The organism is Stenotrophomonas sp. 610A2, from assembly GCF_030549615.1.
Taxonomy (GTDB): domain Bacteria; phylum Pseudomonadota; class Gammaproteobacteria; order Xanthomonadales; family Xanthomonadaceae; genus Stenotrophomonas; species Stenotrophomonas pigmentata.
The window spans coordinates 3,398,728-3,424,366 of the sequence record NZ_CP130832.1; the positions used below are offsets into that span (position 1 = coordinate 3,398,728).

Genomic DNA, 25,639 nt, shown 5'->3' on the forward strand with positions numbered 1-25,639 from the left:
GCCCTCGGGACGCTGGCGCCATGGCGCAACAGTACCGCCCACGCCTGATGCGTTACTTCAGGAACCACCTGGGCACGGTTGAGGACGCGGAAGATCTCACCCAGGAAACCCTGGTGCGGATGATGCGCGATCCGCAGGCCGACAAGGTCAACAACGTCGAAGCCTATTTGATGACGATCGCCGGCAACCTGCTGCGTGATCGTTTTCGTCGCGACCGTACCCGCCACGTTGGCCAGCATGTACCCATTGACGAGACCGCAGAGGGCTGGCCCACCGAAACGGTAAGCGGTGAGCGCGTCTACCAGGACCGCGAACGCCTGCAGACCTTCCTCAGGGTTCTCGATGACCTGCCGCCGCGCTGCCAACAGGTATTCCTGCTGCACCGCTACGAAGGCCTGACCTACGGCGCGATCGCCAGCCAGTTGGGTATCAGCGTCAGTGCGGTTGAAAAACAAATGATGCGTGCCCTGCTCCACTTCGGCACGCGGCTGGAGCAACCATGAAAGCAAGCAAACTGGAAGTCGTTGAAGATGCTGACCCGATCCGCACGCAGGCGGCGACGTGGTTCGCACGTCTGCACGCCGATGAACCGAGCGAAGGCGAGCAGGCTGAGCATCAGGCATGGCTGGATGCCGACCCCGCGCATCGGCGCGCCTATGAACGGGTCGAGCGCATGTGGTCGGTGCTCGGCGACTTTGCTTCCGCACCCGAGATCAGCCAGCGCTTGGCCGCAATTCCTGTACCGACGGAACACACCAGACCACAACCACAATCGCAGCGCCCGCCGCTGCGCCTGCGATGGTTGGCCGCCTGCGCAGCAGCAATCACCGCCGTGGTCATCGGCTGGCGACTGCTGGCGCCAGCCGCGGTGAGCGAGCAGCGCTACGCCAGCGCGGTAGGTGAGCAGCGCAGCATCACCCTTGCCGATGGCACCGAGGTCGAACTGGACACCGGCACCACGCTGCGGGTGCGTTACAGCGCGCAGCAACGCCGCATCAGCCTCGATCAGGGTCGTGCATTCTTCAAGGTCGCACGCGACAGCGCGCGCCCGCTGACCGTGGATACCGCGCAGGGCAGCGTGCGCGCCGTCGGCACCCAGTTCGAGGTCTACCGCCTGGAACATGGCCTGGATGTAACCCTGTTCGAAGGCAAGGTACAGCTGCGCGCCGCCGCAGCCGATGACAACGCCGCTGCCGTGGCCACGCTCACGCCTGGGCAGCGCGCGCACATGGCCACCGGCAAGGCTCCATTGGTACAGAACGTCCAGAGCGGCAGCGCGCCGGCCTGGATCGATGGCCAACTGGTGTTTGAAGACCTGCCCTTGCGCGTGGCGGTCGAAGAATTCAACCGCTATGGCGGCAGCCCGCTGCGGGTCCGCGATGCGGCGCTGGGCGAACTACGCGTTTCCGGCGTGTTCCGCAGCAATGACAGCGCCGGATTCGTCGAGGCACTGGCCGCACTGCACAAAGTCTCGGCGCATGCCAATGCGGCCGGCGAGACCGAGCTCAGTCGCTGATCAACACGCGCCCGGCGAGTTCCGTGGCGCGTGGCGGCCACTCATAACTGCTCGCGCAGCGCCTGCCTGACCCGCTCACGCTCCAGCAACTGCGCGTCCAATAACGCCTTGAGCTGACGGTTCTCCACCTGCAGCCGGCGTACGTGGCTTGCATGAGGCGCGCGCGGACCGCCACAGATGCGCCGCAAGAGCACCTGCGACGCATCACTGAAGCCATGCTTCCTGCACAGCTCCCGCAGGGTCTGGCCGGCATCAAGCTCGCGCAGGAAGCCGATCACCTGAGCCTCGTCAAAAAGCTTTCTCATGCTTGCTTCGCCTTGCCGGCAACTGCATGCAACGCCAGTCTTGCCGTCCGTAATCGCGCCCAGACAATCCGCACCATGGCCGCAGCAACGAGGCTCAGCTATCAGGTCCGATGTTCAGGAAGCCGCGCGCGTATGCAAACGCAAACCAGCCCCTTTCCTGTGTAGACGCAACGGCGAAGCATAGCCACAGCGATGCAGCGCACACTTTGCTGCATGCGAGGATCGCGACAAGTACAGGCACACAACTGTAGTGCCGAGCCATGCTCGGCAAGGCACTTGCACTGCGATGCGATGCGATGCGACAACCCAACATCGACCAGCGTCTGTCAGCCAGCAAGCCGCCGCAGAATGAACTCATTGTCACGCACCGTGCCTACCGGGAATTCATAGGCGCCGACTTTCTCGAAGCCATGCCGCGCATAGAAACGCTGCGCGCCGAAATTCTCCGACCACACGCCAATCCACAGCGTACGCCCCGGCGTCTGCAGCCATTGCAGGGCCGCATCAAACAGCAAGCCGCCACGGCCGCTGCCCTGGTACTGCCCCAGCACATACAGGCGTTTCAGCTCACCGTCGGTTGCGCGGGCATCCACGTGCGGTAGACCGCAGGGACCGGCAAACGCGAAGCCAACGGCCTCGCCGGCCACTTCCAGCAACCATGCCGCGTAATCACCGGACTGCAGCTGTTGCCGCTGCAGTTCGAGCGGATAGGCCGTGGCCAGGTAATCGGCCAGATCCTGCGGCGGATACAGATGGCCGAACGTCTCCACGAAGGTACGTTCGGCCAGCGTGCACAGCACGCCAGCATCATCGGGCGTCGCGCGACGGATGCTGGCGTCAGCGGACAAGGCTCAGGCCTTGTCGGCGCGCGGACGCACCTGCACGTGGACTTCAGCCAGCTGCGCGTCGGCGATCGGCGACGGTGCATCGGTCATCAGGCACTGTGCGCCAGTGGTCTTCGGGAACGGGATCACGTCGCGGATCGACTCGGTACCGGCCATCAGCGCGGCAATACGGTCGATACCGAAGGCAATGCCACCGTGCGGCGGTGCGCCGAAGTTCAGTGCGTCCAGCAGGAAGCCGAACTTGGCGCGCGCCTCTTCGGCACCGATGCCGAGCAGCTCGAACACCGCGCTCTGCATTTCCGGGCGGTGGATACGGATGGAACCGCCACCGATCTCGTTGCCGTTGAGCACCATGTCATAACCACGCGAAACCGCGGTCTTGGCGTGCGCGCGCAGCTCGGCCACATCGTCCACCGCCGGTGCGGTGAAGGGGTGATGGAGGGCGACGTAGCGCTGCTCTTCCTCGTCCCACTCGAACATCGGGAAGTCGGTGACCCACAGCGGCGCCCAGCCATCGGCAACCAGGTTGAAGTCCTTGCCGGCCTTCAGGCGCAGCGCGCCCATGAAGTCGGAGACCTTGTTGTAGCCGCCGGCACCGAAGAACACGATGTCGCCGTTGCCGGCACCAATGTGCTTGAGCAGCGCAGCGAAAGTATCTTCGGCGAAGAACTTCTGGATCGGCGAGCTGATCTCGCCGTTCTCGGCAATCTTGATGTAAGCCAGACCCTTGGCACCGTACTTGGAGGCATGGGCGGCGTACTCGTCGATCTGCTTGCGGCTGAGGCTGGCACCACCCGGGATGCGCAGCGCGGCCACGCGGCCGTCGGCGTCATTGGCAGCAGCTGTGAACACCGGGAACTCGCTGGTCTTGACCAGCTCGGCCACGTCCACCAGCTCCAGCGCGATGCGCAGGTCCGGCTTGTCCGAACCGTAGCGACGCATCGCCTCGGCCCAGGTCATGCGCGGGAAGCTGGCATCGAGGTCGACGTCGACCACTTCCTTGAAGATCGAGCGGATCATGTCCTCGACGAAATCCTGCACGTCGCGCTCGCGGACGAAGGCGAACTCCATGTCCAGCTGGGTGAATTCCAGCTGGCGGTCGGCACGCAGGGCTTCATCGCGGAAGCAACGGGCGATCTGGTAGTAACGATCGAAGCCGGCCACCATCAGGATCTGCTTGAACAGCTGCGGGCTCTGCGGCAAGGCGTAGAACTCTCCCGGGTGCATGCGCGCCGGCACCAGGAAGTCGCGTGCGCCTTCCGGGGTGGCCTTGGTCAGGATCGGGGTTTCGATGTCCTGGAAGTTGCGCGCGTCCAGATGCCGGCGCAGCGCCTGCACCAGCTTGATGCGGGTGCGCTGCATGCGCTGCATTTCCGGGCGACGCAGGTCCAGGTAACGATACTTCAGGCGGGTTTCTTCGCCCGGGTTCTCGTGCGCATGGAACGGCAGCGGCGCAGCCTTGTTGAGGATGCTGATGCGGGTGGCGATCACTTCCACCTTGCCGCTGCGGATCTTGTCGTTGACCGCATGACGCGCGCGCACCACGCCTTCGACCTGCAGCACGTCCTCGTAACCAAGGCTGGCGGCGACGGCGAACACTTCGGCGTTATCCGGCTCAACGGTGACCTGGACGATGCCTTCGTGGTCGCGCAGATCGATGAAGCAGACACCGCCGAGGTTACGGGCAACGTCGGTCCAGCCGGCGAGGGTCACGGTTTGGCCGATCAGGGTCTCGTCGACCAGGCCGCAGAAATGGGTACGCATGGAAAGCTCCGCAGGGGGCCCGGTACGAAACGGTGCCGGGTAGCCCCGTATTTTGGCGCTCAGCGGGTGCAGGAGCAAATCCGGCGATCAGTCACGCAGCCTTAAGCGGCCCTGCGCCTATAGTTCGGCCACTCAACCTGAACAGGGAAGCCGCCATGAACCGTCCCCTTCTGCTCGCTGGCCTGGCTGCCCTGCTGGGGCTGGCCATGAGCCCGTCCCCTGCTTCGGCCCAATCCGGCTTCCCCGGCGGCCAGAGCGGCACCATCCGCTGCGACAGCAACAGCAGCCGCCAGCAGGTCTGCAATACCGGCTGGCGCAGCGCAGTCCTGGTCCGCCAGGTCTCCGATACGCGCTGCGTCGAAGGCCGCAACTGGGGCAGCAACAACGGCAGCGTATGGGTCAACGGCGGTTGCCGCGCCGAGTTCGCCGAAGGCCGCGGCGGCGGTGGCTGGGGCGGCGGCCCGGGCAACAACAATGGCAACCGCACCATCCGCTGCGACAGCAACAGCAACCGCCAGCAGGTCTGCAATACCGGCTGGCGCAGCGCGGTCCTCGTGCGCCAGATCTCCGATACCCGCTGCACCGAAGGCCGCAACTGGGGCAGCAACAACGGCAGCGTCTGGGTCAACGGCGGCTGCCGCGGCGAGTTCGCCGAAGGCCGAGGTGGTGGCGGTGGCTGGGGTGGCGGCCCGGGCAACGGGAACGGCAACCAGACGATCCGCTGCGACAGCAACAGCAACCGGCATGTGGTCTGCAACACCGGCTGGCGCAGCGCGGTACTGGTGCGCCAGATCTCCGATACCCGCTGCACCGAAGGCCGCAACTGGGGCAGCAACAACGGCAGCGTCTGGGTCAACGGCGGCTGCCGCGGCGAGTTCGCCGAAGGCCGCGGTGGTGGCTGGGGCAACGGCGGCGGCTGGGGCGGCAACAATTACTTCGTGGACTGCCACAGCAACAGCAATCGTTCGAATACCTGTGCATGGGACCGTCGCCAGGGGCGCCCGGTCATCGTCCAGCAGACCTCCGACACGCGCTGTGTGGAAGGCCGCAACTGGGGCTACAACGGCAACAGCATCTGGGTGAACGGCGGCTGCCGGGCCCGCTTCGGCGCCCGCTGAAACCCGCGACAGCGTAAACAGCAGAGGGCGCCCGACAAGGCGCCCTTCGCTTTTGCATCCTCAGGCGCCTTCCGGGCCGGCTTCATCGCCCCAGGGCGGCGGCGGAAGCGCGATCGGCTTGCCCAGGTCGAACTCCACCTGGAACAGACGCCCGTCCGGCCGCGACAGCTCGTAGAGGAAGCGTTTGCCCGGCTCGATCTCCATCGCCCAGGTGTTGTTGTTCGATGCAGTCATCGCCTGCGCGGTGAACATCGCCACCGATTCCGCATCGACCGGGAACTGCTGGCGCTTGGCGCTGCCTGCGGCCACGGTATTGCCACCGTACATGGTCACCGCATCCGGGCTGCCGTCGGCATGGCGATGATCGTGCTTCAGCCGCAGGCCGGCAGTGCTGCGGGTCAACACCCAGGTACGTGAGCGATCCTCGCCCACATGGAACGGCACCCGCAGTTCCTGCGTGGGTGCATCGCAACCGCGCACATGCATCACCAGTTGCTTGCCGTCGAACGGGTCCGGCGTGGCCGAGGCCGGCGTATTGGTGATCACGCGGCCGGCAAATGCCTGCCCGCAATGGCTGGCCACGGCGGCCATGAACTGGTCCGCTGGCGCGGCGGCGAACGCTGTGGTCGGGACAGAGTGGAATGCAGCAACGAGCAGCATCCAGGGCAAAACTTGAAGAGGTTTCTTGGTCATGCCCCGACCCTAGCCGCTGCGCCCGGTGCCGGCAAGCCCGTCAGCTGGGCTCCGCAGCCGGCGCCAGGGCAAGCACGCCGCCACGCCGATCATTGACCAACTGCCTGAGCGCCAGCGACCGCGCTACAGTCCGACCCTGCCAGCAACGCCTGCGCCCGCTGCCGCAGGCGGTTGCCCGGCAGCAGCTGTTGCTGCACGGCCGGCATCGCCTTGCGCAGCGCCGTCCGGGCCTGATCGCACTGACCAGCTGCCGCCAGCGCATCGGCATAGGCAATGCGCTGGCGGGCGGTCTCCACCGAAGCTTCGCCAACCCCGCTTGCGTACACACCGACCAGTTCCTGCAGCGTCTGTGCCGCCGCCGCGTCATCGCCGGCCTTGCGCTGGCGCTGCGCCAGCACCGCCAGATAGCGGCGCTGGACGCGGATGTCGTCGTCCTGCAGGTGTTGCTTGATGGTCGCCAAGGCCTGATCGGCAGCAGCCAGATCGCCTTGGGCAACCTGCAGCTGCGCCCAGGTTGCTTCCGCCAGCTGGCGTCGCCAATACCCGGGTGCAACCTGCCCGGCCCACCCGGCGCGGGCATGTGCGATCAATGGCTGCGCCTGCTGCAGATCGCCTTCTTCAATCAACAAGCGGGCCAGGTTGGCCTCCACCACCCACACCTGCGATGCGTCGTTACCCAGCGCCGCACGCCGGATCTGCAGGCTGCTCTCGAACAGCGCGCGGGCGGCCGCAGCGTCACCACGTACCTGCTCCAGCCCGGCCAGGTTGTTCTGGGTAACCGCGGCATCCATGGTCTTCGCCTCGCCCAACTGGGTGTATTGGTCCAGGGCCTTGCGGTACTCGCGCACCGCCTCGGCGTAGTTGCCCAGATCCTGCTGCAGGCCACCACGTTCGTTGTAAATCACCGCAACATTGCTGTTGGCCGAGCCAAACAGATGCAGGGCGAGTTCCAGCACCTCGTCACTTGCGGCCAGCGCCTCCTGGTAACGACCCTGCGCGGCGATGGCGCGCATCAGCGCGAACTGCCCGCTCCACCATTCTGAGGTCCGCGTGCCCCATGGCCGGCGCAGTTCCCCGGCCTGCCGCAGCATCTGCTCGGCCAGCACGTAGTCACCCTTCTCGATGTACATCAGCGCCTTGTTCTGGGTAACAGTGGCTACGCGCAACGGTCCGCTGTGCAGGGTGAGATGGATGGCCAGCGCCTGATCGTAGGCCTGTGCCGCTTCATCGAAGCGCCGCTGCGCGTTCAAGGCCAGACCCAGCGAGTTGTACGCCTGGGCGTGGCGCACCAGCGGCGGCTGTGGCGAATTCAAAGCCAATGACTGGCGGGCGAACTGTTCGGACTCCTTGCCGCGCTGCGCATTGGCCAACAAGGTCGACAGCTCATTGAGCGACACTGCAGTGATGTCGCGACTGCCTGCGCCTGCTGCCTGCAATACCGGAATCGATGCCAGGTACAAGGCTTCGGCGGAGCTGGTCTCGCCAACATTCTGGAAAGCCTGCGCCAATACCGACTGCAGCCGTGCCTTGACCAGCGACGAGCTCCACTGCTGCTGGTCGATGCGTGCGCGACTGGCCTCCAGCACCTCGCGTGCGGTGACCTCGTTGCTGCCGCGCAGTTCGCCCTTGCGCGGATTGGCTGCATCGAAAGCAGACACCAGGAAATCGCTGACCTCCTGCGCGACCCGCGCTTCCTGTTCGGCCTGCACACGCGCCTGCTCCAGCCGCCAGACAAACCAAACGGCCAGCAGCAGCATCGCCAGCAGCATGCCGACGCCCTTCCAGTTGCGCTGCAACCAACGGCCGCCGCGGTACATGCGCCCACCGTTGCGCGCCTGCACCGGCCGGTGCTGCAGATGCTTCTGCAGGTCAGCCGCCATCGCCTCCACCGAGGGATAGCGCTGCTCCGGTACCAACGCACCAGCGCGCACCACGATCGCATCGATATCGCCACGCAAGGCGCGTCGCCATGAGCAATCGGCGCCTGCCCGCAGGCTTGGCGCGACCACTGCCTTGCCTGCCTCGGCACTACCGCGCCGCCCGCCCTTGCCCGCCACCAGCTCACAGAGTACGGCAGCCAGGCCGAACACATCGCTGGAAACCCCGCTGACCTGCCCTGCCTGCAACTCCGGCGCTGCATAGGCGGGAGTGAAGAACTGCGCCGCCGCTTCATCGTTCGCATCATCCAGCAGCCGCGACACGCCGAAGTCCAGCAGCACCGGCTCGCCGTCCTCGCGCACCAGGATGTTGGAGGGCTTCAGGTCGCAATGCAGCACCAGCTTTGCATGTGCAGCCTGCACCGCATTGCAGACTTTCAGGAACAACTGCAGGCGTTGCCGAAGATCGAGTTGCCGGCGTGCGCAATACACATCCAGCGGCTCACCACGCACGTATTCCATCACCAGGTACGGGTGCCCTGCCGGCGTGGTTCCGCCGTCATACAGGCGCGCGATGTTCGGGTGCTGCAGGCTGGCGAGGATGCGTCGTTCGGCCGCGAGCCGCTCGCCAACGCGTGCGCCGGGCCGCCCCTGCAGGAACTTGATCGCCACCTCCTGCGCATACAGCCCATCAGCGCGCTCGGCGCGGAACACGATGCCCATGCCACCGCTGGCCAGGCGCTCGCACAGCCGCCACGGACCGATCACATCACCATCGCTCAACTCCGCAGGCGCGGCAGCGGCGAACAGCTGCTCCATGGGCTCGCGTGCATTGCCAAGATCACTGGTCTGCGCTTCCAGCAGCTCCAGGGTTTCGGCGATGACCTGCGGATCGGCACTGAGCCGTGCCAGCTCGGTCCGCCATTGCGACGGTTCAAGTTCGCACACCGCATCAAACAGCTCGCGCACCTGCTGCCAGTTTTCCCGATCCACGCCTATCCCCTTTGCCACACGCCTGCTCCAAAGCGAGGTCGTGTCGATTCAGGGGATGATAAGCGCCACTCAGCGCTGCGGTACGTAAGAGTCAGGCGTTGGGGGTCGAAGTGGCCGACGAATTGTCTGCATCAACCGGATCTTCTCTTACGACCACGGCATCAACAGGTGCCGGGCTTTCGTTGCTCAACGGATCCACGTCCATCGGCCGCCGGAACACCAGCGATGGCAACAGTGTTGTCAGCGCCGCATACAGCAGCAGCGCGCCAAACAGCACCGGCGATATTGCGAAGCGCTCGCGCATGATCGCCGCCAGCACCAGGGTGAAAATCAAGGTCGGCGACAAGGCCAGCGCCACCCGCAGGCTGGTGCGGAAGCTCTCGCCGAACAGTACTCTCCGCTGCAGCCAGATCACCGCGATGCGCAGCGGGAGCACCACCAGGGTGATCAGCAGGCCCAGCCCCAGCGCTTCGAAGCTCAGCGCTTCAGCTGGCACCTTGGTACCCGAGTTGAAGAAATAGAACGGCACGAAGAACGATGCGAACAGGCGCAGCGCGTGCAGGTTCTCATGCGAGGCCAGCGATGGCATGCGCTGCTGCAACAGGCGCGCGACCAGACCAGCAATGAATGCACCCACCAGGTAATACACGCCCAGCGCATAGGTGATGTAGGCCGCCAGCATGCCGACCATCACCAGCAGCGAGAATTCCGAGCCGGGTGCATGCGGCGCAACCCAGCGGCCCAGCCCGATGAACAGCAATGGCAGGCCCACCATCATCGCCAGCAAGGCCATGCTCGACAGCGCCATATGCACCGGGTCGCCAGCCTGCAGCACCACGAACAAGGCAGCCAGCGCCAACAACTCGCCGGCAATGGCCTTGCTGCTCACCCAGAACCGCTCGGCATCATCCAGCCCAAGCTGGGACAGCGAATCCATGATGAAGCCGGTGGAAGGCGTCAGCAGCGCCAACGCCAGCAAGGCCGCCGCCTGCCAAGGCAGGCCGGCGTAGTGCCATGCCAACCAGGCCACGCCGGTCAGCGTAGCGCTGCGGATCAGCAGATGGGTCAGCAGCGGCCACATGCCTTTGCGCAGATCAGCCAGATCCACTTCCAGCCCGGCAAACAGGAACAGCGAGGAGATGCCCAGGGTGGCGAGCAGGTTGACCACCGGATCATGCGAACCGTCCCCCAGCCACAGCATCGCGCCGATGCCGAATACCAGGCAGGTCAGCGGTGCCGGAATGCTGAAACGCTGCAGCGCGCGCGGGATGACCAGCAGCGCGAAGATCAACAACAGATAGATCACTTCCTTGCTCATGACGCGAATTCCCTTGGACCGGTTGCGCGGGCATGCATACCGGTCACCGCCGCGCCGACGGCGAATTCGTCAGCGCAGACGGGCGCCGGCCAGCTCCCCTACCTGGCGCAGGATGCCATTCCGGCCGTCATCATCCAGTGCAGAGCCCTGCAGGTAACTGACCAGCAACCATGGCGTGCCGCCGGCCAGCGGCCACAGCACGGCGATATCGTTGGTGGTGTCGCGACCATTGCTACCGGTCTTGTCGCCGACCCGCCAGCCCTGCGGCAGGCCGGCGCGCAGGCGCGCGTCGCCGGTCTGGTTGTCGATCAGCCAGTCAGCCAGTTGCTGTCGCGACGTTTCCTTGAGCACGTCGCCGAGCAGGAAACGCTGCAGGTTGCCGGCCATTGCCGCCGGGCTGGTGGTATCGCGTGTATCACCCGCTGCAAAACGATTGAGCTCAGGTTCGTTGCGCGAACTGATGGTGACGCGGTCGCCCTGCCCACGCAGGAACGCAGTCAGTCCGGCTGGACCGCCGATCAGCGGCAGCAGCAGATTGGCTGCAGCGTTATCGCTGACGATCATCGTCGCCCGGCACAGGTCGCGCACGGTCATGCTCTTGCCGACGTGGCGCTCGGTGAACGGCGAGTGGTCGATGATGTCCGTCTGCCGTACCGGCACACGTTGGTCCAGCGATAGCTGCCCGGCATCGGCGCGATGCAGGACCGCGGCCGACAACGGGAACTTGACCGTACTGCACATCGGGAAGCGCTCATCCATGCGATGCCCATAACGGGCGCCACTGGCCGGGCTCCACAGGCATACGCCCAGTCGGCCACCGCTGGCCTTCTCAAGCGCAGCGAAGTCAGCAGCGGTAGGCGGCGCTGCCGGAGCGGTGTTGGCCTCGGCAGCACCTGCCAATGCGGCAGGCAGTAATGCACTGGCGAGCGCGGCTCCGCCCAAGCTGAGGAACTGACGACGAGCAAGCATGGCGACTCTCCCAGAAGGTTATGCAGCCGATCTTGGCGCTCATGATGCCAATGGACCAACGCGAAGAATCATCGGGAGCCATTAGTTAAATTTGCAGCAAAGCCGACATTTCAGCCAGTCAAGGCGGAATAATGCGCCTGACCATCAAGTTTCATCATGACTCCAACATGATCCGTCCCCAGCTGCCGCTCAATGCCCTGCGCGCCTTCGAGGCCGCCGCCCGCCATTTGAACTTCACCCGGGCTGCCCTGGAGCTGTGCGTGAGCCAGGCGGCCTTGAGCCATCAGATCCGTGGACTGGAGGACCGGCTGCAGGTCAGCCTGTTCCATCGGCTGCCACGCGGCGTCGCGCTGACAGACGAAGGCGCGGCGCTGTATCCGGTGCTGACCGAGAGTTTCGACCGCATCGCGATCTCACTGGACCGTTTCACCGGCGGCCGCTTCCGCGAAGTGCTGACGGTTGGCGTGGTCGGTACGTTTGCCACCGGTTGGCTGCTGCCGCGCCTGCCCGAGTTCGAGGCCGCGCATCCGGATATCGAGCTGCGCGTGCAGACCCACAACAACCGCATCGATCTGGCTGGCGAAGGATTGGACCTGGCAATCCGCTTCGGCGATGGCGACTGGCAGGGGCAGGAGTGCACGCCGATCGTCGACACCTTGTTCGCGCCGCTGTGCGCGCCGGCGGTAGCGCGGAAACTGCGGAAACCGCGTGATCTCGGCAACGTGCCGCTGCTGCGCTCCTACCGCAATGACGAGTGGCCGCGTTGGTTGCAGCAAGCGGGTATCAGCGGCGTTGAAGCGCGTGGCGCGGTGTTTGATTCGTCGCTGACCTTGGCCAGTGCTGCGGCCGCAGGTGCTGGAGTGGCATTGCTGCCACTGCGCATGTTCGAGCAGGATCTGGCCGAAGGACGGCTGCTGCAGCCCTTCGCACAGACGTTGTCGTTGGGCAGGTATTGGCTGACGCGATTGCGCTCGCGGCAGGAGCGCGAGCCACTGCGACGCTTCCGGCTATGGCTGCTGGCGCAGGAAGGATTGACCCCGTAGTGCCAAGCCATGCTCGGCAAAGGCGTCACCTGTAGTGCCGAGCCATGCTCGGCAGGAGCATCACCGGTAAAGCCCCAGCCGAGCATGGCTCGGCTCTACAGTGGCATCGCTTCGCGGCCTGCGACGCTCAGTCCTCCAGCATCTCCATCCACGCAGCTTCAGCCTGCTCCAGCTGCTGCGCCAGCACTTCACGCTCGCTGCCCAGCTTGGCCATCTTCGCGGTGTCGGCGTAGTTGCCGGAATCAGCCAGCTGCGCATCCACCTCGGCCAGCGATGCCCCCAACTGCTCCACCTTCTTCTCGGCAGCTTCCAGCTTGTGCGGATTGACCGGCTTCTTGTTCGAGGCCGGCTTGACCGGGGCAACCTGCGCAACCGGTGCAGCCGCGGGCTTTTCCTGACGATCACTCTTGTTGCGCGAACCCTGCGCACTGGCGCGGGTACGCAGCCAAGCAGCGTATTCGTCGAGGTCGCCGGCAAACGGCTCGACCACACCGTCGGCGACACGCCAGAACGTATCGCAGACCAGGCCGATCAGATGGCGATCATGCGACACCATCACGATCGCGCCTTCGAACAAGGCCAGCGCCTCGGCCAATGCTTCGCGCATTTCCAGATCAAGGTGGTTGGTCGGTTCGTCGAGCAGCAACACGTTCGGCTGCTGCCAGGCGATCAGGGCCAGCGCCAGACGCGCACGCTCGCCACCGGAGAAACCATCCACCGTCTCGAACGCGCGATCGCCCGGGAAGTTCCACTTGCCAAGGAAGTCGCGGAACGACTGATTGACGCCATCCGGCGAGATCTCGCGGAAGTGATCCATCGGCGTCATGCCAGCGTGCAGCGATTCCACCGTGTGCTGGGCGAAGTAACCGATCTGCAGGTCCGGGTGGGCCATGCGGTCACCGCCAAGCAACGGCAGGTCGCCGACCAGTGATTTCACCAACGTGGTCTTACCCGCGCCGTTCGGCCCGAGCAGACCGACGCGCTGGCCGGCTTCCAGGCCGAAGCCGACGTTGTCCAGGATGACTGCGTCCGGGCCGTAACCGGCGGTGACGTCGTTGAGGCGGATCAACGAGAACGGCAGCTTGGCCGGCGGCGAGAACTCGATGCGGAACTCGCGCTCGGCGCGCACCGCTTCGGTGCCGGCCATCTTGGCCAGGCGCTTCATCCGGCTCTGCGCCTGGGTGGCCTTGCTGGCCTGCGCCTTGAAGCGGTCGATGAAGCTCTGCAGATGCGCGCGCTCAGCCTGTTCCTTCTCGTGCGCGATCTGCTGCTGGCGCAGGTGCTCGGCACGCTGGCGCTCGAAATCGGTATAGCCGCCCGGATAGAGCTTGGCGCCGCCGCCGTGCAGATGCAGGGTGTGGGTGGCGACGTTGTCCAGGAACTCGCGGTCATGCGAGATCAGCAGCAAGGTGCCCGGATATTTCAGCAGCCATTGCTCCAGCCAGTACACCGCGTCCAGATCCAGGTGGTTGGTCGGTTCGTCGAGCAGCAGCAGGTCGCTGGGCATCATCAGTGCGCGCGCAAGATTCAAGCGTGCGCGCCAGCCACCGGAGAACGCCGACACCGGGCGCTCATGCGTCTCGGCCGGGAAGCCCAGGCCATGCAGCAGCTTGCCGGCGCGTGCCTCGGCGTCATAGGCGCCCAGCTCGGCCATCTTCTGGTGCGCATTGGCGACCGCTTCCCAATCTTCTCGCGCAGCCGCTGCGGCTTCTTCGGCCAGCACTGCGGCGACCACGTCATCACCACCCAGCACGAAGTCGATGGCGCGGTCGGGCAGCGCCGGGGTTTCCTGGGCCACGTCGGCGATACGGATCTTGCCGGGCAGCGACACGTCGCCCTTGTCGGCTTCCAGCTCACCGCGCACGGCGGCAAACAGGCTGGATTTACCTGCGCCATTACGGCCCACCACGCCTACGCGATAGCCGGCATGCAGGGTGAGGTCTACGTTGGACAACAGCAGGCGCTCGCCCCGGCGAAGGGCGAAATTACGAAGGGAAATCATGAATGGGTCCGTTATAACGAAAAGGAATGAGCATGTGAGCAGCATTCCTGCGACGTAATTCTAACGTTAACCAATACTTGACTCACGCCCTGTTATCGCACGCGCCTGAACGGCGTTGCCTGACAAGGGCCAAGTACTCGCATAGCCAAATCGCCCTTGCTGAACTGAAAAAGCTTTCAAAAGCAACAATTTAGCTGAACCGTCCGGTTTGACACGAGGTAAAAATTCCATTAATTCATTGATGGCGCACCGCAACAGCCGCGAACCCCCACGCGCCGCCGATGCCGCCACTCAATACCGGAGCTGCAACCTGATGAACCGCAAGTCCAGCACCCTCGCCATCGCCATTGCCATCGCGCTTGGCGCCCCGGCCCTCCCCGCTTTCGCCCAGACCGCCGCCAATACCCTGGATACCGTGATCGTCACCGGTACCCGCGTCGCCGACCGCACCGTGGCCGAATCGCAGTCGCCGATCGACATCATCACCCCGGAAGCCCTGCAGTCCACCGGCACCACCGAGCTGGCCACCGCGCTGTCGCGCGCCCTGCCCTCGCTGAACTTCCCGCGCCCAGCCCTGACCGACGGCACCAGTGGCATCCGCCCGGCACAGCTGCGCGGCCTCTCGCCTGACCAGGTGCTGGTGCTGGTCAACGGCAAGCGCCGCCACACCTCGGCGATGATCAACGTCAACGGCAGCATCGGCCGCGGTTCTTCCGCGGTGGACATCAATGCGATTCCGATCGCCGCCATCGAGCGCGTGGAAGTGCTGCGTGACGGCGCTTCGGCGCAGTACGGCTCAGACGCCATCGCCGGCGTGGTCAACATCGTGCTCAAGGGCAGCGGCAAGGGCGGCAGCCTGGCGGTGGATTACGGCCAGTACTCGGCCGGGGACGGCAACAAGTACCAGATCTCCGGCGATACCGGCGTCAGCTTCGCCGATGGCCGCGGCAGCGTGCATTTCGCCGGCCAGGTCAGTCAGCAGGACGAAAGCAACCGCGCCGGCCCCTACCAGGGCACCGCACCGAATACCGGCAACTTCCCGTCCATCGGTGAAAAAACCTTCGTGGTCGGCGATCCGCGCGTGGATGCCACCGCTGCCTCGGTCAATGCCAGCTTCAACTTCAGCGACAACATCAGTGCCTACGCCAGCGCCCTGCTGAGCAACCGCGACATCACTTCCTTCGCGTTCTACCGCTCGCCCAACCACAGCGGCCAGACCGCGTTGCTGGCGCAGACCTACCCGGACGGCTTCGTGCCGCAGATCAACCAGTATTCCAAGGACCGCTCGCTGGTAGCCGGCGTCAAGGGCAATACCGAGAGCGGCTGGACTTGGGACGTGAGCGTCAACCACGGTGAAAACACCCTGGATTTCCACACCCGCAACAGCATCAACTACAGCCTGGGCGTGAACAGCCCGAGCTCGTTCTACGACGGTACGCTGAAGTACCAGCAGGACATCTTCAACGCCGACATCACCAAGTCGCTGGATTGGGGCCTGGCCTACCCGGTGACGCTGTCCTTCGGTGGTGAATACCGTCGCGAGAAGTGGGAGCAGGAAGCCGGCGAACTGAATTCCTACACCGGTAGCGGTGCGCAGGGCTTCGGTGGTTTCACCCCGACCAACGAAGTGCATAACGACCGCCACAACTACGCTGTCTATGCCGGGCTCGAAGCCGATCTGACCGAGAAGTTCTCCGCCGGCCTGACCGGTCGCTACGAGGACTATTCGGACTTCGGCGACAAGTTCTCCGGCAAGCTGTCGGCGCGCTACGCCTTCACCGACAAGGTTGCGCTGCGTGCCACCGCATCCAGCGGCTTCCGCGCCCCGTCGCTGGCCCAGCAGAGCTACCAGGCGGTGACCAGCACCATCATCAACGGCAGCTTCGTCGACCGCGGCACCTTCCCGACCACCAGCGCTGCCGCACAGGCACTGGGCGCAGCACCGCTGAAGGCGGAAAGCTCCACCTCCTACAGCCTTGGCCTGGTACTGCAGCCGGTCGATCGCCTGTACCTGACCGTCGACGCCTACCAGATCGACATCGATGACCGCATCGTGCTGTCCACCAACATCACCACCAATGCCGCCGCCAACGCGCTATTGGCCGGTCTGGGCCTGCCGCAGGTCACCGCGTTCTCCTACTTCACCAATGGCGTGGACACCCGCACCCGCGGTGTCGATGCGGTGTCCAGCTACACCATCCCGTTCGCTGCCAGCAATCTGGAACTGACCGCTGCCTACAGCTACAACGAGACCGAGGTGAAGAAGTTCATCGCTTCGCCGGCGGTGTTCGGCAGCCTTGGCATCACCCAGTCGCTGATCGGCCGCGACGAAATCGGCCGCATCGAGGACAGCTTCCCGCGTGACAAGGCCATCGTCAGCGGCACCTGGCGCTCGGACCGTTGGGAGCTGGGCCTGGCAGCGACCCGCTACGGCAGCTTCACCGTGCGCAACTCGGCCACCGCAACGCGCGACCAGACCTACGACGCCAAGTGGGTGCTGGATGCCTCGGCCAGCTTCAAGCCCAGCGAAAACTGGAAGCTGACCCTGGGCGCGGACAACCTGCTGGACGAATACCCGGACCGCACCGCCGACCTGCAGAACTCGACCTGGGGCATGTTGCCGTACAGCAACTACTCGCCGTTCGGTTTCAATGGCGCCTACGTGTACGGCCGCGTCAGCTACACCTGGTAACACCGGACCGACGTCGTGGAAGGAAGATGCCCTGGGAAACCGGGGCATTTTTCTTTGTGCCGTTCGCGCGTGGCGGAGAGCAACGCGATGCGCACCGAAGACCGCCTCAAGCCGTTTGCGGAAACACCTTGGCGCAGAGGAAATCCACCAGCGCCCGGACCTTCGGCGAGGGATATTTGCTGGCCGGCCACAGCACGTTGAAAACGCCGGCTCCGCTTACCTGATCGACCAGGATGGGCTGCAGCAGGCCGGCAGCCAGCGGCTCGCGGATCGCGAAATCCGGCAGGTAGGCAATTCCCAGCCCGCGCAATGCGAAGCACACACGCGTCTCGATGTTGTTGCAGATCATCGAAGTCGGCAGTTGCAGCTCGGCCTCGCCCGGCTCGCGCCGCAGCGCCCAGGTTTCCAGCTTGCCGCTGTTGGGAAATCGATAGTGCAGGCAGCTGTGCTGCTCGAGATCGGTCGGCGTTTGCGGCACGCCGTGGCGCGCCAGGTAGTCCGGCGACGCCGCTAACCGCATATGGAAGCTGCCCAGGCGACGCGCCGACAACCGAGAGTCGGCCGGTTCACCGGTACGCACCACGGCATCGAAGCCCTCCTCGATGACATCGACCATGCGGTCGGTGAAGTCCAGATCGAGCTCGATCTGCGGGTACGCGCGCATGAACTCGCCGAGCACCGGCAGCACCAGCGAACTGACCAAGGGCAGGCTCACCCGCAGGCGTCCGCGTGGTGCCGCGCTGGCCTGCGACAGTTCCAGCTCGGCGGCGTCAATCTCAGCCAGGATGCGGCGGCTGCGCTCCAGGAACAGCGTGCCTTCGGCGGTAAGGGTCACGCTGCGGGTGCTGCGATGGAACAGGCGCACACCCAGCTTCTCTTCCAGCCGCGCCACGCTCTTGCCGATCGCCGAGGCCGACACCCCGAGCTCACGCCCGGCCGCGACGAAGCTGCGCGTTTCAGCCACCTGCACAAACACCACGAAGCCGTTGAGGCTGTCCATGATCCGCCTTCCGCTTGATTGCGGACATTTTATTCCGCGCATCACGGAACTGCAGCCTGCTTTTTCTTCAATCGCTGGATTTCTATCGTCACGGTCTGCCCATTAAAGCGAGCCAACGGCGATGACCAGCCCCGCGTTCCCCCTCCCCTCCAGTGCCGCGCCTGAGCCGACTCTGTCTCCAATCCGGACCGTCGTGCAGCAGGCACTGAACGAACAGCGCCTGGTCGGCGCGGTGGTGCTGATCGCCCGTGACGGCGAGTTGATCCACCGCCAGGCCTACGGCCTCGCCGACCGTGCCAGCGCGCGCCCGATGGCCTTGGACACCGTGTTCCGGCTGGCGTCGGTCAGCAAGCCCATCGTCTCCACCGCGGCCATGGTGTTGGTGGCACGGGGCAAGCTCGACCTGGACGCAGGCATCGATCACTGGCTGCCGGAATTCCAGCCACGCTTGGCCGACGGTCGCCCAGCACGAATCAGCGCGCGGCAACTGCTGAGCCACACCGCCGGCCTGGGTTACCGCTTTTTCGAAGCCGACGCGGACGGTCCGTACGCACGGGCCGGCGTCTCCGACGGCATGGATGACTCCGGCATCACCCTGCAGGAAAACCTGCGCCGCATCGCCAAAGTGCCGCTGCTTTACCAACCCGGCAGCGCCTGGGGCTATTCGCTGGCGACCGATGTGCTGGGTGCCTTGATCGAACGCATCCACGGCACGCCGCTGCAGCAGGCAGTGGATCAACTGGTTACCGGCCCACTGGGCATGACGGATACCGGCTTCGTCGCCCGCGATGCCCAGCGCGTGGCGAGCGCCTATGTAAGCGATGCTCCGCAGCCTCACCTGCTCAGCGAAGGCGAGATTGTGTCGCCGTTCGATGGCGCCATCGGCATCAGCTACAGCCCGGCGCGCATCTTCGATGCGCAGGCGTTTCCCTCCGCTGGCGCGGGCATGGCCGGGACTGCCGACGATCTGCTGCGCCTGCTGGAAACGCTGCGCGTGGGCGGCGATGGCCTGCTGCCGGCCGAACTGATCGCTGAAATGGGTCGCGACCAGACCAACGGCCTGGAACTGCCCAGCGCACCGGGTTTCGGCTTCGGTCTCGGCTTCTCGGTGCTGCGTGACCCGGCGCCGGCTGCTACTCCGGAATCACTTGGCACCTGGCGCTGGGGCGGTGCCTACGGCCATTCCTGGTTCGTGGACCGGGCACAGGGCCTGAGCGTGGTCGCCTTCACCAATACGCTGTACGAAGGCATGTCCGGTCGCTTCGTCACCGACCTGCGCGATGCGGTTTACGCAGCAGTAGAGGCGCGCTGATGACGATCACCACTGCGCGCATGCGCGCAATCACTTTCCGTCGTGGCTCCAGCCTGGCCGATCCACAGTGTCTGCTCGACGTCGATGTCGAATGCCCGCAACCCGGACCGCACGACCTGCGTGTGGCAGTGCGCGCGGTCTCGGTCAATCCCCTGGATGTCAAAGTCCGCGCTGGCCTGGTCGCCGTACCTGATGAAGTCCGTTCGCTGGGATGGGACGGCGCAGGGATCGTCGACGCCGTTGGCGAGGCGGTCACCCTGTTCAAGCCCGGACAAACGGTTTACTACGCGGGCAGCTTCGACCGCAGCGGCAGCAATGCCGAATTCCAACTGGTTGACGAGCGTATCGCCGGTCATATGCCCTGCACGCTCGGCTTCACCGACGCTGCTGCACTGCCATTGGCGGCGTTGACGGCATGGCAGTTGCTGTTTGAGCGTTTGGATGTCGTCCGCGGCAAGTCGGCTGCCAACGGCAGTCTGCTGGTGCTCGGCGGCGCAGGCGGCGTCGGCTCGATGCTGATCCAACTCGCGCGGCAGCTGACCAACCTGACCGTCATCGCTACCGCCTCGCGCGCGCAGAGCCGCGATTGGTGCCTGGCCATGGGCGCCCACCATGTCATCGACCACCAGCAACCGCTGCCTGCACAGATCGCTGCCCTGCCGGTGCCACCGGTCAACCATATCGCAGCGCTGTCGAACACTGCCGAACACCTGCATGAGTTGGCCGAGTTGATCGCACCGCAGGGGCAGCTGGCGATCATCGATGATCACAACACACTCGATGCAGCGCCGTTCAAAGCCAAGAGCGTGTCACTGCACTGGGAGATGGTGTTCACCCGCCCGCTGTATGGCACACCGGACCAGATCGCCCAGCACCGGATTCTCAATGAAGTCGCCGCACTGGTGGATTCCGGCGTGCTGCGCTCTACCGTCACACAGGTACTGCAGCCCATGGATGCAGCCCGGATGATCCAGGCCCATCGCCTGCTGGAAGCGGGCGGCATCACCGGCAAGGTGGTGTTGGCCCGCAGCGGGGAAGACAACATCGCGCACACGCCGGAGGCCGGCCGATGAGTGCCGCCTCCAACGCACGCCTGCCGCTGGGCGCCTTGCTGGCACTGGCGATGGCCGGCTTCATCACCATCCTCACCGAAGCCCTGCCGGCCGGTCTGCTGCCGCAGATGGCGCATGGTCTCGGTGTGTCCGAGGCATGGATCGGACAGACCGTGACGGTCTACGCGATCGGCTCGCTGCTGGCGGCGATTCCGCTGACCAGCGCCACCCAGGGCGTGCGCCGACGCCCATTGCTGCTCGCGGCGATCGCCGGCTTCGCCATCGCCAATACCGTCACCACGTTCTCCAGCAGCTACGCGCTGACGATGCTGGCGCGCTTGCTCGCCGGTGTTTCTGCCGGATTGTTGTGGGCATTGCTGGCTGGCTATGCCGCGCGCATGGTGCCCGCGCATCAACAAGGCAAGGCGATTGCCATCGCGATGGTCGGCACGCCACTGGCCCTGTCGCTGGGCGTACCGGCCGGCACCTTGTTCGGCAATCTGCTGGGCTGGCGCATCTGCTTTGGCGCGATGAGTCTATTGGCGTTGGCACTGATGCTGTGGGTGCGGTTCAAGGTGCCGGACTTCGCCGGCCAGCCGAACAACCGGCAGCTACGGTTGCGACAGGTGTTCTCCATCGCCGGTGTGCGCCCGGTGCTGTTCGTGGTGCTGGGCTTCGTGCTGGCCCACAACATCCTTTACACCTATATAGCGCCATTCCTGAGCGCTGCCGGCATGGGCGCACGCACCGACCTGGTGTTGCTGGTGTTCGGCATGACCTCGCTGCTGGGCATCTGGATCGTCGGTGTACTTGTCGACCAGCACCTGCGTGCGTTGACGCTTGCCAGCACCGTATTGTTCGGCGCGGCCGCACTGGCGCTCGCGCTGGCCAACGAGACGGCGCTTGTGGTCTACGCGGCAGTGGCGGTCTGGGGTATTGCCTTCGGCGGCGCCGCAACCCTGTTCCAGACGGCGTTGGCAAAGACCGCCGGAGACGCCGCCGATGTCGCCCAATCCATGCTGGTCACTGCCTGGAACGCGGCAATCGCCGGTGGCGGCATCATCGGCGGTGCGCTGCTTGACCGATGGGGTGTCAGCGCCTTCGCCCCGGTGCTGCTGGTGTTGTTGCTGGCAACGCTGGTAGTGATCTGGCTCGCCAGACGCAATGGGTTTGCAGCAGCCGATGCTTCAGCCGGTGCAGCCGAGGCGGCGCCGGGCGACCGCAGCGAGGCGCAGCCATGAACAGGTCCGGTGCACTGTTCTTCATTGCCTTGGGGCTGTTCGGGCTGTATGCCGTCGAGTTCAGCGTGGTCGGCATCCTGCCTGCCATCATCCAGCGTCATGGCATCAGCGTGGCCCAGGCCGGTTGGCTCGTGGCCCTGTTCGCCGCGATGGTTGCGTTGTGCGGGCCGGCAATGGTGCTGTGGCTTGGGCGCTTCGACCGCCGCAAGGTGCTGGTGGCGGCGTTGCTGGTCTTCAGCCTGTGCAGCCTGCTGTCAGCCTGGGCTCCCAGTTTCGCCGTGCTGATGGCGCTGCGCGTGCCCTCCGCCCTGCTGCACCCGGTGTTCTTCTCGATGGCCTTCGCCTCCGCCGTCGCGCTCTACCCGCCACAACGGGCGGCGCATGCCACTGCGCTGGCCTTCTCCGGTACGACATTGGGGCTGGTGCTGGGCGTGCCTGTGGCAAGTTGGGTCGGCGCAGCCTTGTCCTATGAGGCCCCGTTCCTGTTCTGCGCGGCAGTGAATCTGGCGGCCGCCATCGGTCTGTGGATCAAGCTGCCTGATGGGCGCGGAACAACGCGGACAACGACAGGCAATCCGCTGGCCGTGCTGCGCCGGAGCAAGGTGTGGCTGTCGATCGCGACCGCGGTATGCGTGTTCGCCGCGATGTTCTCGGTCTACAGCTACGCGGCCGAATACCTCGCCCGCCAAGCCCAGCTGGACGGCGAGGCAATCAGCCTGCTGCTCGGCGTCTTCGGCGTGGGCGGCGTACTCGGCAATCTGTTGGCAGGCCGCGCCCTGGACCGCCAGCTCGGTTGGACCGTGCTGGCATACCCGGTGCTGCTGGCGGCGGCCTATGCGGTACTGCTGCGGTTCGCCTCACCGGCGCTGGCCGGCATGCTGCCAATCTGCCTGCTGTGGGGCGCAGCCCACGCCAGCGGATTGATCGTCAGCCAGATGTGGATGAGCTCGGCCGCGCCCGAGGCGCCCGAGTTCGCCACCAGTCTCTATGTTTCGGCTGCCAACCTCGGTGTGGTGCTGGGCGCCGCGCTGGGCGGCAGCCTCATAGGCGCCTTGGGGATAGGCGGAATCATCTGGAGTGGCTGGTTGTTTGCCGCGTTGGCGGCTGTCACGGTGCTGGCCAGGAAGCCGTGGCAGGCTGCTCGCTCGACATGAAGGGGACACGGCAGGAACCCTCAAGAAGGCTATCGCAACCATCAATTCCAAAAAAATATCGGATATTTCGGGCATTTAGCCGCATGTACACCGGTGGCACCTTTAGAATCGAGGCATCCCCCAACCGACCCAGCGAGCCCTGATGCACCATGACACCGCCCTGATCAACATGATTGCCATCGGTTTGGGCCTGGCCTTCGTGCTTGGTGCCCTAGCCAACAAACTGCGGCTGTCGCCGCTGGTGGGCTATCTCGTTGCCGGTGTCATCGTAGGGCCGTTCACCCCGGGCTTTGTCGCCGACCAGGCACTGGCCAACCAGCTGGCCGAGATCGGCGTGATGCTGCTGATGTTCGGGGTCGGCCTGCACTTCTCGTTGAAGGACTTGATGGCGGTCAAAGCCATCGCCATCCCCGGCGCGATCGGCCAGATCCTGGTCGCCACCCTGCTCGGCTGGGGCGTGGCCACGCTGATGGGCTGGCCGGTGCTGCACGGCGTGATCTTCGGTTTCTCGCTGGCCACCGCTTCCACCGTGGTGCTGCTGCGGGCAATGGAAGAACGCCGCCTGCTGGAAACCACGCGCGGCAAGATCGCGGTCGGCTGGTTGATCGTGGAGGACCTGGCCTGTGTGCTGGCACTGGTGATGATGCCGGTGATCGCCGACGTGTTCGGCCCCGAGGCCAACGGCAAGGAGTTGTCCATCGGCGGGCTGCTGGCTTCTATTGGCTGGACCTTCGTGCAGTTGGGCCTGTTCGTGGCGGTGATGCTGGTGGTCGGCCGCCGCGTCATTCCGTGGGTGCTGGAGAAAGTGGCCGGCACCGGCTCGCGGGAACTGTTCACCCTGTGCGTGCTGGCGATTGCCCTGGGCGTGGCGTTCGGCGCTGCCGCCCTGTTCGGCGTGTCGTTCGCATTGGGCGCGTTCTTCGCCGGCATGATGCTCAACGAGTCCGAGCTCAGCCACAAGGCCGCGCATGATTCGCTGCCGCTACGCGATGCGTTCGCGGTGCTGTTCTTCGTCTCGGTCGGCATGTTGTTCAACCCGATGATCATCGTCGAGCACCCGTGGCAGGTACTGGCGACCGTCTTGATCATCATGGTCGGCAAGTCGGCCGCGGCCTTCTTCATCGTGCGTGCCTTCGGCCATTCCAAGGGCACCGCGCTGACCATTTCCGCCTCGCTGGCACAGATCGGCGAGTTCGCCTTCATCATCGCCGGCCTCGGTGTGGCATTGAAGATCCTGCCGCCGGCCGGGCAATCGCTGGTACTGGCCGGCGCGCTGGTGTCGATCATGCTCAATCCGGTGGTGTTCGGCCTGCTCGACCGTTGGCAGGCGCGCCACAAGGAAACCACGCCGGTACCGGAAGTGCCGGACATCCCGCCAGGCCCATCGCTGGACCTGCACGACCACGCCATCGTGGTTGGCTACGGCCGGGTCGGCAGCGAGCTGGCGCAGGTGCTGCGTGACCGCGGCGTGCCGGTGCTGGTGATCGACGACAACCGCGAACATGTGGAACGTGCGCACGCGGCCGGTATTCCCGGCATCCGCGGCAGCGCGGCCTCGGACAAGGTGTTGGCCGAGGCCCATCCCGAGCGCGCCACCATCGCCGTGCTGGCCATCCCGCAGCCGCTGGAATCGGGCGAAGTGCTGGCCAAGCTACGCGCCATCAACCCCAACCTGACCCTGCTCGCCCGTGCCCACAGCGACGCCGAGGTCAAGCATCTGCTCGACCACGGCGCCGATGGCACGGTGATGGCCGAGCGCGAGCTGGCCTATTCGCTGGCGGAGATGATCATGTCCACCCCGCCCTACCGCAGCCTGCGCCCGGGCATGCCTCAGCCGGCCGCCAGCGGGACATAAATATCGGCGCGCAGGATGGCCTCGGGGACCTCTTCGGGGTCGTCCAGGAAGTGGTAATGCAGCGGTGCATCGCGCAGGGCGTGGCCGCTGCCCGGCAACCAGTCGCGCAGCAACTGGTCGGTGGCATCTTCCAGCAGCACGTAACTGCCGACATGGCGCAACCGCGCCATGCGGCCACCACCAAGGACCAGGCGCTGCAGCGATGCCGGCAACACCGGCAGCTCCGCGTCGAATGCCAGTGCGCAGTTGAACAGCAGTTCCTCGGCAGGCAGCTCGCGGTGATCGCCCAGCGGCACGCCTATCAGCTGCTGCAACTGCTCGATCAAGCCCTGCTCCGTCGCCCAGCCGAACAGCTCGCCAAACACCTGATCCAGATCATCGAAGGCGCCCCGCGCACGCAGTGCCACCACCTCGAAGGGCTCAAGGGTGATGACTTCCACGCTCAGCGGCGCGGTCTTTTCAGCCAATGGCAGCGGCCGTGAAAACTGCTCGATACTGGCTGCCAAGCGTTGCGGATCGCCCCGTAGCTCGCTGGCGCTGGCATCCACCGTCTCGCGCAGCACCCGCGCCAAGGCCTGCGGTGTGTCATAGCCTGCCAGCAAGGCGATCTCGGTGACGCTGGCATCGCTATGCGCCAAGCGCTGCAAGGCCTTGACCACGCGCAGCCGCTGCACGGTGCGGCCGATGGTTTCGCCGGTCAGCGCGCGGTACACGCGATGGAAGTGGAACGGCGAGTAATGGGCAATGGCAGCCAGCGCATCCAGATCCGGCAACGGCCCGCCTACATCGATGCTTTGCTGCAGGCAGGCGATGACCCGATCCAGACGTGGCAACTGCGCGGCATTGGCTTTCATTGCGATGTCTCCATGGAAGGTGATGCCATTGCAACG

At 65.3% G+C, this 25,639-nt stretch carries 20 protein-coding genes; 10 read left to right on the forward strand and 10 right to left on the reverse strand.

From position 1 onward, the window contains the following. Positions 1–20: 20 nt before the first annotated feature. Positions 21–503 (forward strand): RNA polymerase sigma factor, encoded by a 483-nt coding sequence (locus Q5Z11_RS15230; protein ID WP_303747175.1) that lies wholly within the window; start codon positions 21–23, stop codon positions 501–503. Further along, entirely contained in the window at positions 500–1,516 is a 1,017-nt protein-coding gene (locus Q5Z11_RS15235; RefSeq protein ID WP_303747176.1) for a FecR family protein, read from the forward strand. Before Q5Z11_RS15230 ends, Q5Z11_RS15235 begins: the two co-directional genes overlap by 4 nt. Positions 1,517–1,557: 41 nt before the next feature. Here the strand turns inward: Q5Z11_RS15235 and Q5Z11_RS15240 are convergent, their stop codons facing one another. The 3 genes from Q5Z11_RS15240 to aspS all read right to left on the reverse strand — a co-directional run bounded on the left by Q5Z11_RS15240 (position 1,558) and on the right by aspS (position 4,430). After that, positions 1,558–1,821, reverse strand: a complete 264-nt coding sequence (locus Q5Z11_RS15240) for a transposase (RefSeq protein ID WP_303747177.1) — start codon at positions 1,819–1,821, stop codon at positions 1,558–1,560. 326 nt (positions 1,822–2,147) lie between these two features. After that, on the reverse strand, positions 2,148–2,669 hold the full coding sequence (locus tag Q5Z11_RS15245) for a GNAT family N-acetyltransferase (protein WP_303747178.1): 522 nt from the start codon (positions 2,667–2,669) through the stop codon (positions 2,148–2,150). A gap of 3 nt (positions 2,670–2,672) precedes the next feature. After that, on the reverse strand, positions 2,673–4,430 hold the full coding sequence (gene aspS, locus Q5Z11_RS15250; RefSeq protein ID WP_303747179.1) for an aspartate--tRNA ligase: 1,758 nt from the start codon (positions 4,428–4,430) through the stop codon (positions 2,673–2,675). A 206-nt stretch (positions 4,431–4,636) separates the two neighbouring features. On the opposite strand from aspS, the gene Q5Z11_RS15255 reads away from it, so the two are divergent. Beyond that, positions 4,637–5,548: a DUF3011 domain-containing protein gene (locus Q5Z11_RS15255; RefSeq protein ID WP_405051703.1), complete on the forward strand. Its 912-nt coding sequence runs from the start codon at positions 4,637–4,639 to the stop codon at positions 5,546–5,548. Between the two features lie 60 nt (positions 5,549–5,608). Here the strand turns inward: Q5Z11_RS15255 and Q5Z11_RS15260 are convergent, their stop codons facing one another. The 4 genes from Q5Z11_RS15260 to blaCESS form a co-directional block, all read right to left on the reverse strand. After that, on the reverse strand, positions 5,609–6,208 hold the full coding sequence (locus Q5Z11_RS15260) for a hypothetical protein (protein WP_303750064.1): 600 nt from the start codon (positions 6,206–6,208) through the stop codon (positions 5,609–5,611). Positions 6,209–6,330: 122 nt separating this feature from the next. Further along, positions 6,331–9,129: a protein kinase domain-containing protein gene (locus tag Q5Z11_RS15265; RefSeq protein ID WP_303747181.1), complete on the reverse strand. Its 2,799-nt coding sequence runs from the start codon at positions 9,127–9,129 to the stop codon at positions 6,331–6,333. Between the two features lie 73 nt (positions 9,130–9,202). After that, positions 9,203–10,429, reverse strand: a complete 1,227-nt coding sequence (locus Q5Z11_RS15270; RefSeq protein WP_303747182.1) for a cation:proton antiporter — start codon at positions 10,427–10,429, stop codon at positions 9,203–9,205. A gap of 69 nt (positions 10,430–10,498) precedes the next feature. Continuing rightward, positions 10,499–11,398 carry a CESS family extended-spectrum class A beta-lactamase gene (gene blaCESS, locus Q5Z11_RS15275; RefSeq protein ID WP_303747183.1) on the reverse strand — a complete coding sequence of 300 codons (900 nt, stop codon included), beginning with the start codon at positions 11,396–11,398 and terminating at the stop codon, positions 10,499–10,501. A 167-nt stretch (positions 11,399–11,565) separates the two neighbouring features. Between blaCESS and Q5Z11_RS15280 the strand changes: the two genes are divergently transcribed. After that, on the forward strand, positions 11,566–12,441 hold the full coding sequence (locus tag Q5Z11_RS15280) for a LysR substrate-binding domain-containing protein (protein WP_303747184.1): 876 nt from the start codon (positions 11,566–11,568) through the stop codon (positions 12,439–12,441). Between the two features lie 127 nt (positions 12,442–12,568). Here the strand turns inward: Q5Z11_RS15280 and Q5Z11_RS15285 are convergent, their stop codons facing one another. Continuing rightward, the gene (locus Q5Z11_RS15285; protein WP_303747185.1) at positions 12,569–14,443 is read right to left on the reverse strand and encodes an ABC-F family ATP-binding cassette domain-containing protein; all 1,875 of its coding nucleotides are present in this window, start codon (positions 14,441–14,443) and stop codon (positions 12,569–12,571) included. A gap of 313 nt (positions 14,444–14,756) precedes the next feature. Here Q5Z11_RS15285 and Q5Z11_RS15290 point away from each other — a divergent pair, with 313 nt between their 5' ends. Further along, on the forward strand, positions 14,757–17,135 hold the full coding sequence (locus tag Q5Z11_RS15290) for a TonB-dependent receptor plug domain-containing protein (RefSeq protein ID WP_303747186.1): 2,379 nt from the start codon (positions 14,757–14,759) through the stop codon (positions 17,133–17,135). Positions 17,136–17,241: 106 nt separating this feature from the next. On the opposite strand, the gene Q5Z11_RS15295 is transcribed toward Q5Z11_RS15290, so the two are convergent. Next, positions 17,242–18,135 carry a LysR family transcriptional regulator gene (locus Q5Z11_RS15295; protein WP_303747187.1) on the reverse strand — a complete coding sequence of 298 codons (894 nt, stop codon included), beginning with the start codon at positions 18,133–18,135 and terminating at the stop codon, positions 17,242–17,244. A 121-nt stretch (positions 18,136–18,256) separates the two neighbouring features. On the opposite strand from Q5Z11_RS15295, the gene Q5Z11_RS15300 reads away from it, so the two are divergent. The 5 genes from Q5Z11_RS15300 (at position 18,257) to ybaL (ending at position 24,749) form a co-directional block, all read left to right on the forward strand. Beyond that, positions 18,257–19,447: a serine hydrolase domain-containing protein gene (locus Q5Z11_RS15300; RefSeq protein WP_303747188.1), complete on the forward strand. Its 1,191-nt coding sequence runs from the start codon at positions 18,257–18,259 to the stop codon at positions 19,445–19,447. A gap of 20 nt (positions 19,448–19,467) precedes the next feature. Then, entirely contained in the window at positions 19,468–20,520 is a 1,053-nt protein-coding gene (locus tag Q5Z11_RS15305; protein ID WP_303750065.1) for a zinc-binding alcohol dehydrogenase family protein, read from the forward strand. Further along, positions 20,517–21,740 carry an MFS transporter gene (locus tag Q5Z11_RS15310; protein WP_303747189.1) on the forward strand — a complete coding sequence of 408 codons (1,224 nt, stop codon included), beginning with the start codon at positions 20,517–20,519 and terminating at the stop codon, positions 21,738–21,740. Before Q5Z11_RS15305 ends, Q5Z11_RS15310 begins: the two co-directional genes overlap by 4 nt. Then, positions 21,737–22,894, forward strand: a complete 1,158-nt coding sequence (locus Q5Z11_RS15315) for an MFS transporter (RefSeq protein WP_303747190.1) — start codon at positions 21,737–21,739, stop codon at positions 22,892–22,894. The genes Q5Z11_RS15310 and Q5Z11_RS15315 overlap by 4 nt, the downstream gene beginning before the upstream one ends. A 142-nt stretch (positions 22,895–23,036) precedes the next feature. Beyond that, complete coding sequence (ybaL, locus tag Q5Z11_RS15320) at positions 23,037–24,749, forward strand: YbaL family putative K(+) efflux transporter (protein ID WP_303747191.1); 1,713 nt, start codon at positions 23,037–23,039, stop codon at positions 24,747–24,749. Here the strand turns inward: ybaL and Q5Z11_RS15325 are convergent. Continuing rightward, positions 24,725–25,603, reverse strand: coding sequence for an AraC family transcriptional regulator (locus Q5Z11_RS15325; RefSeq protein ID WP_303747192.1), 879 nt, complete (start codon positions 25,601–25,603; stop codon positions 24,725–24,727). The two genes, ybaL and Q5Z11_RS15325, sit on opposite strands and share 25 nt — an antisense overlap. Between the last annotated feature and the right edge of the window lie 36 nt (positions 25,604–25,639).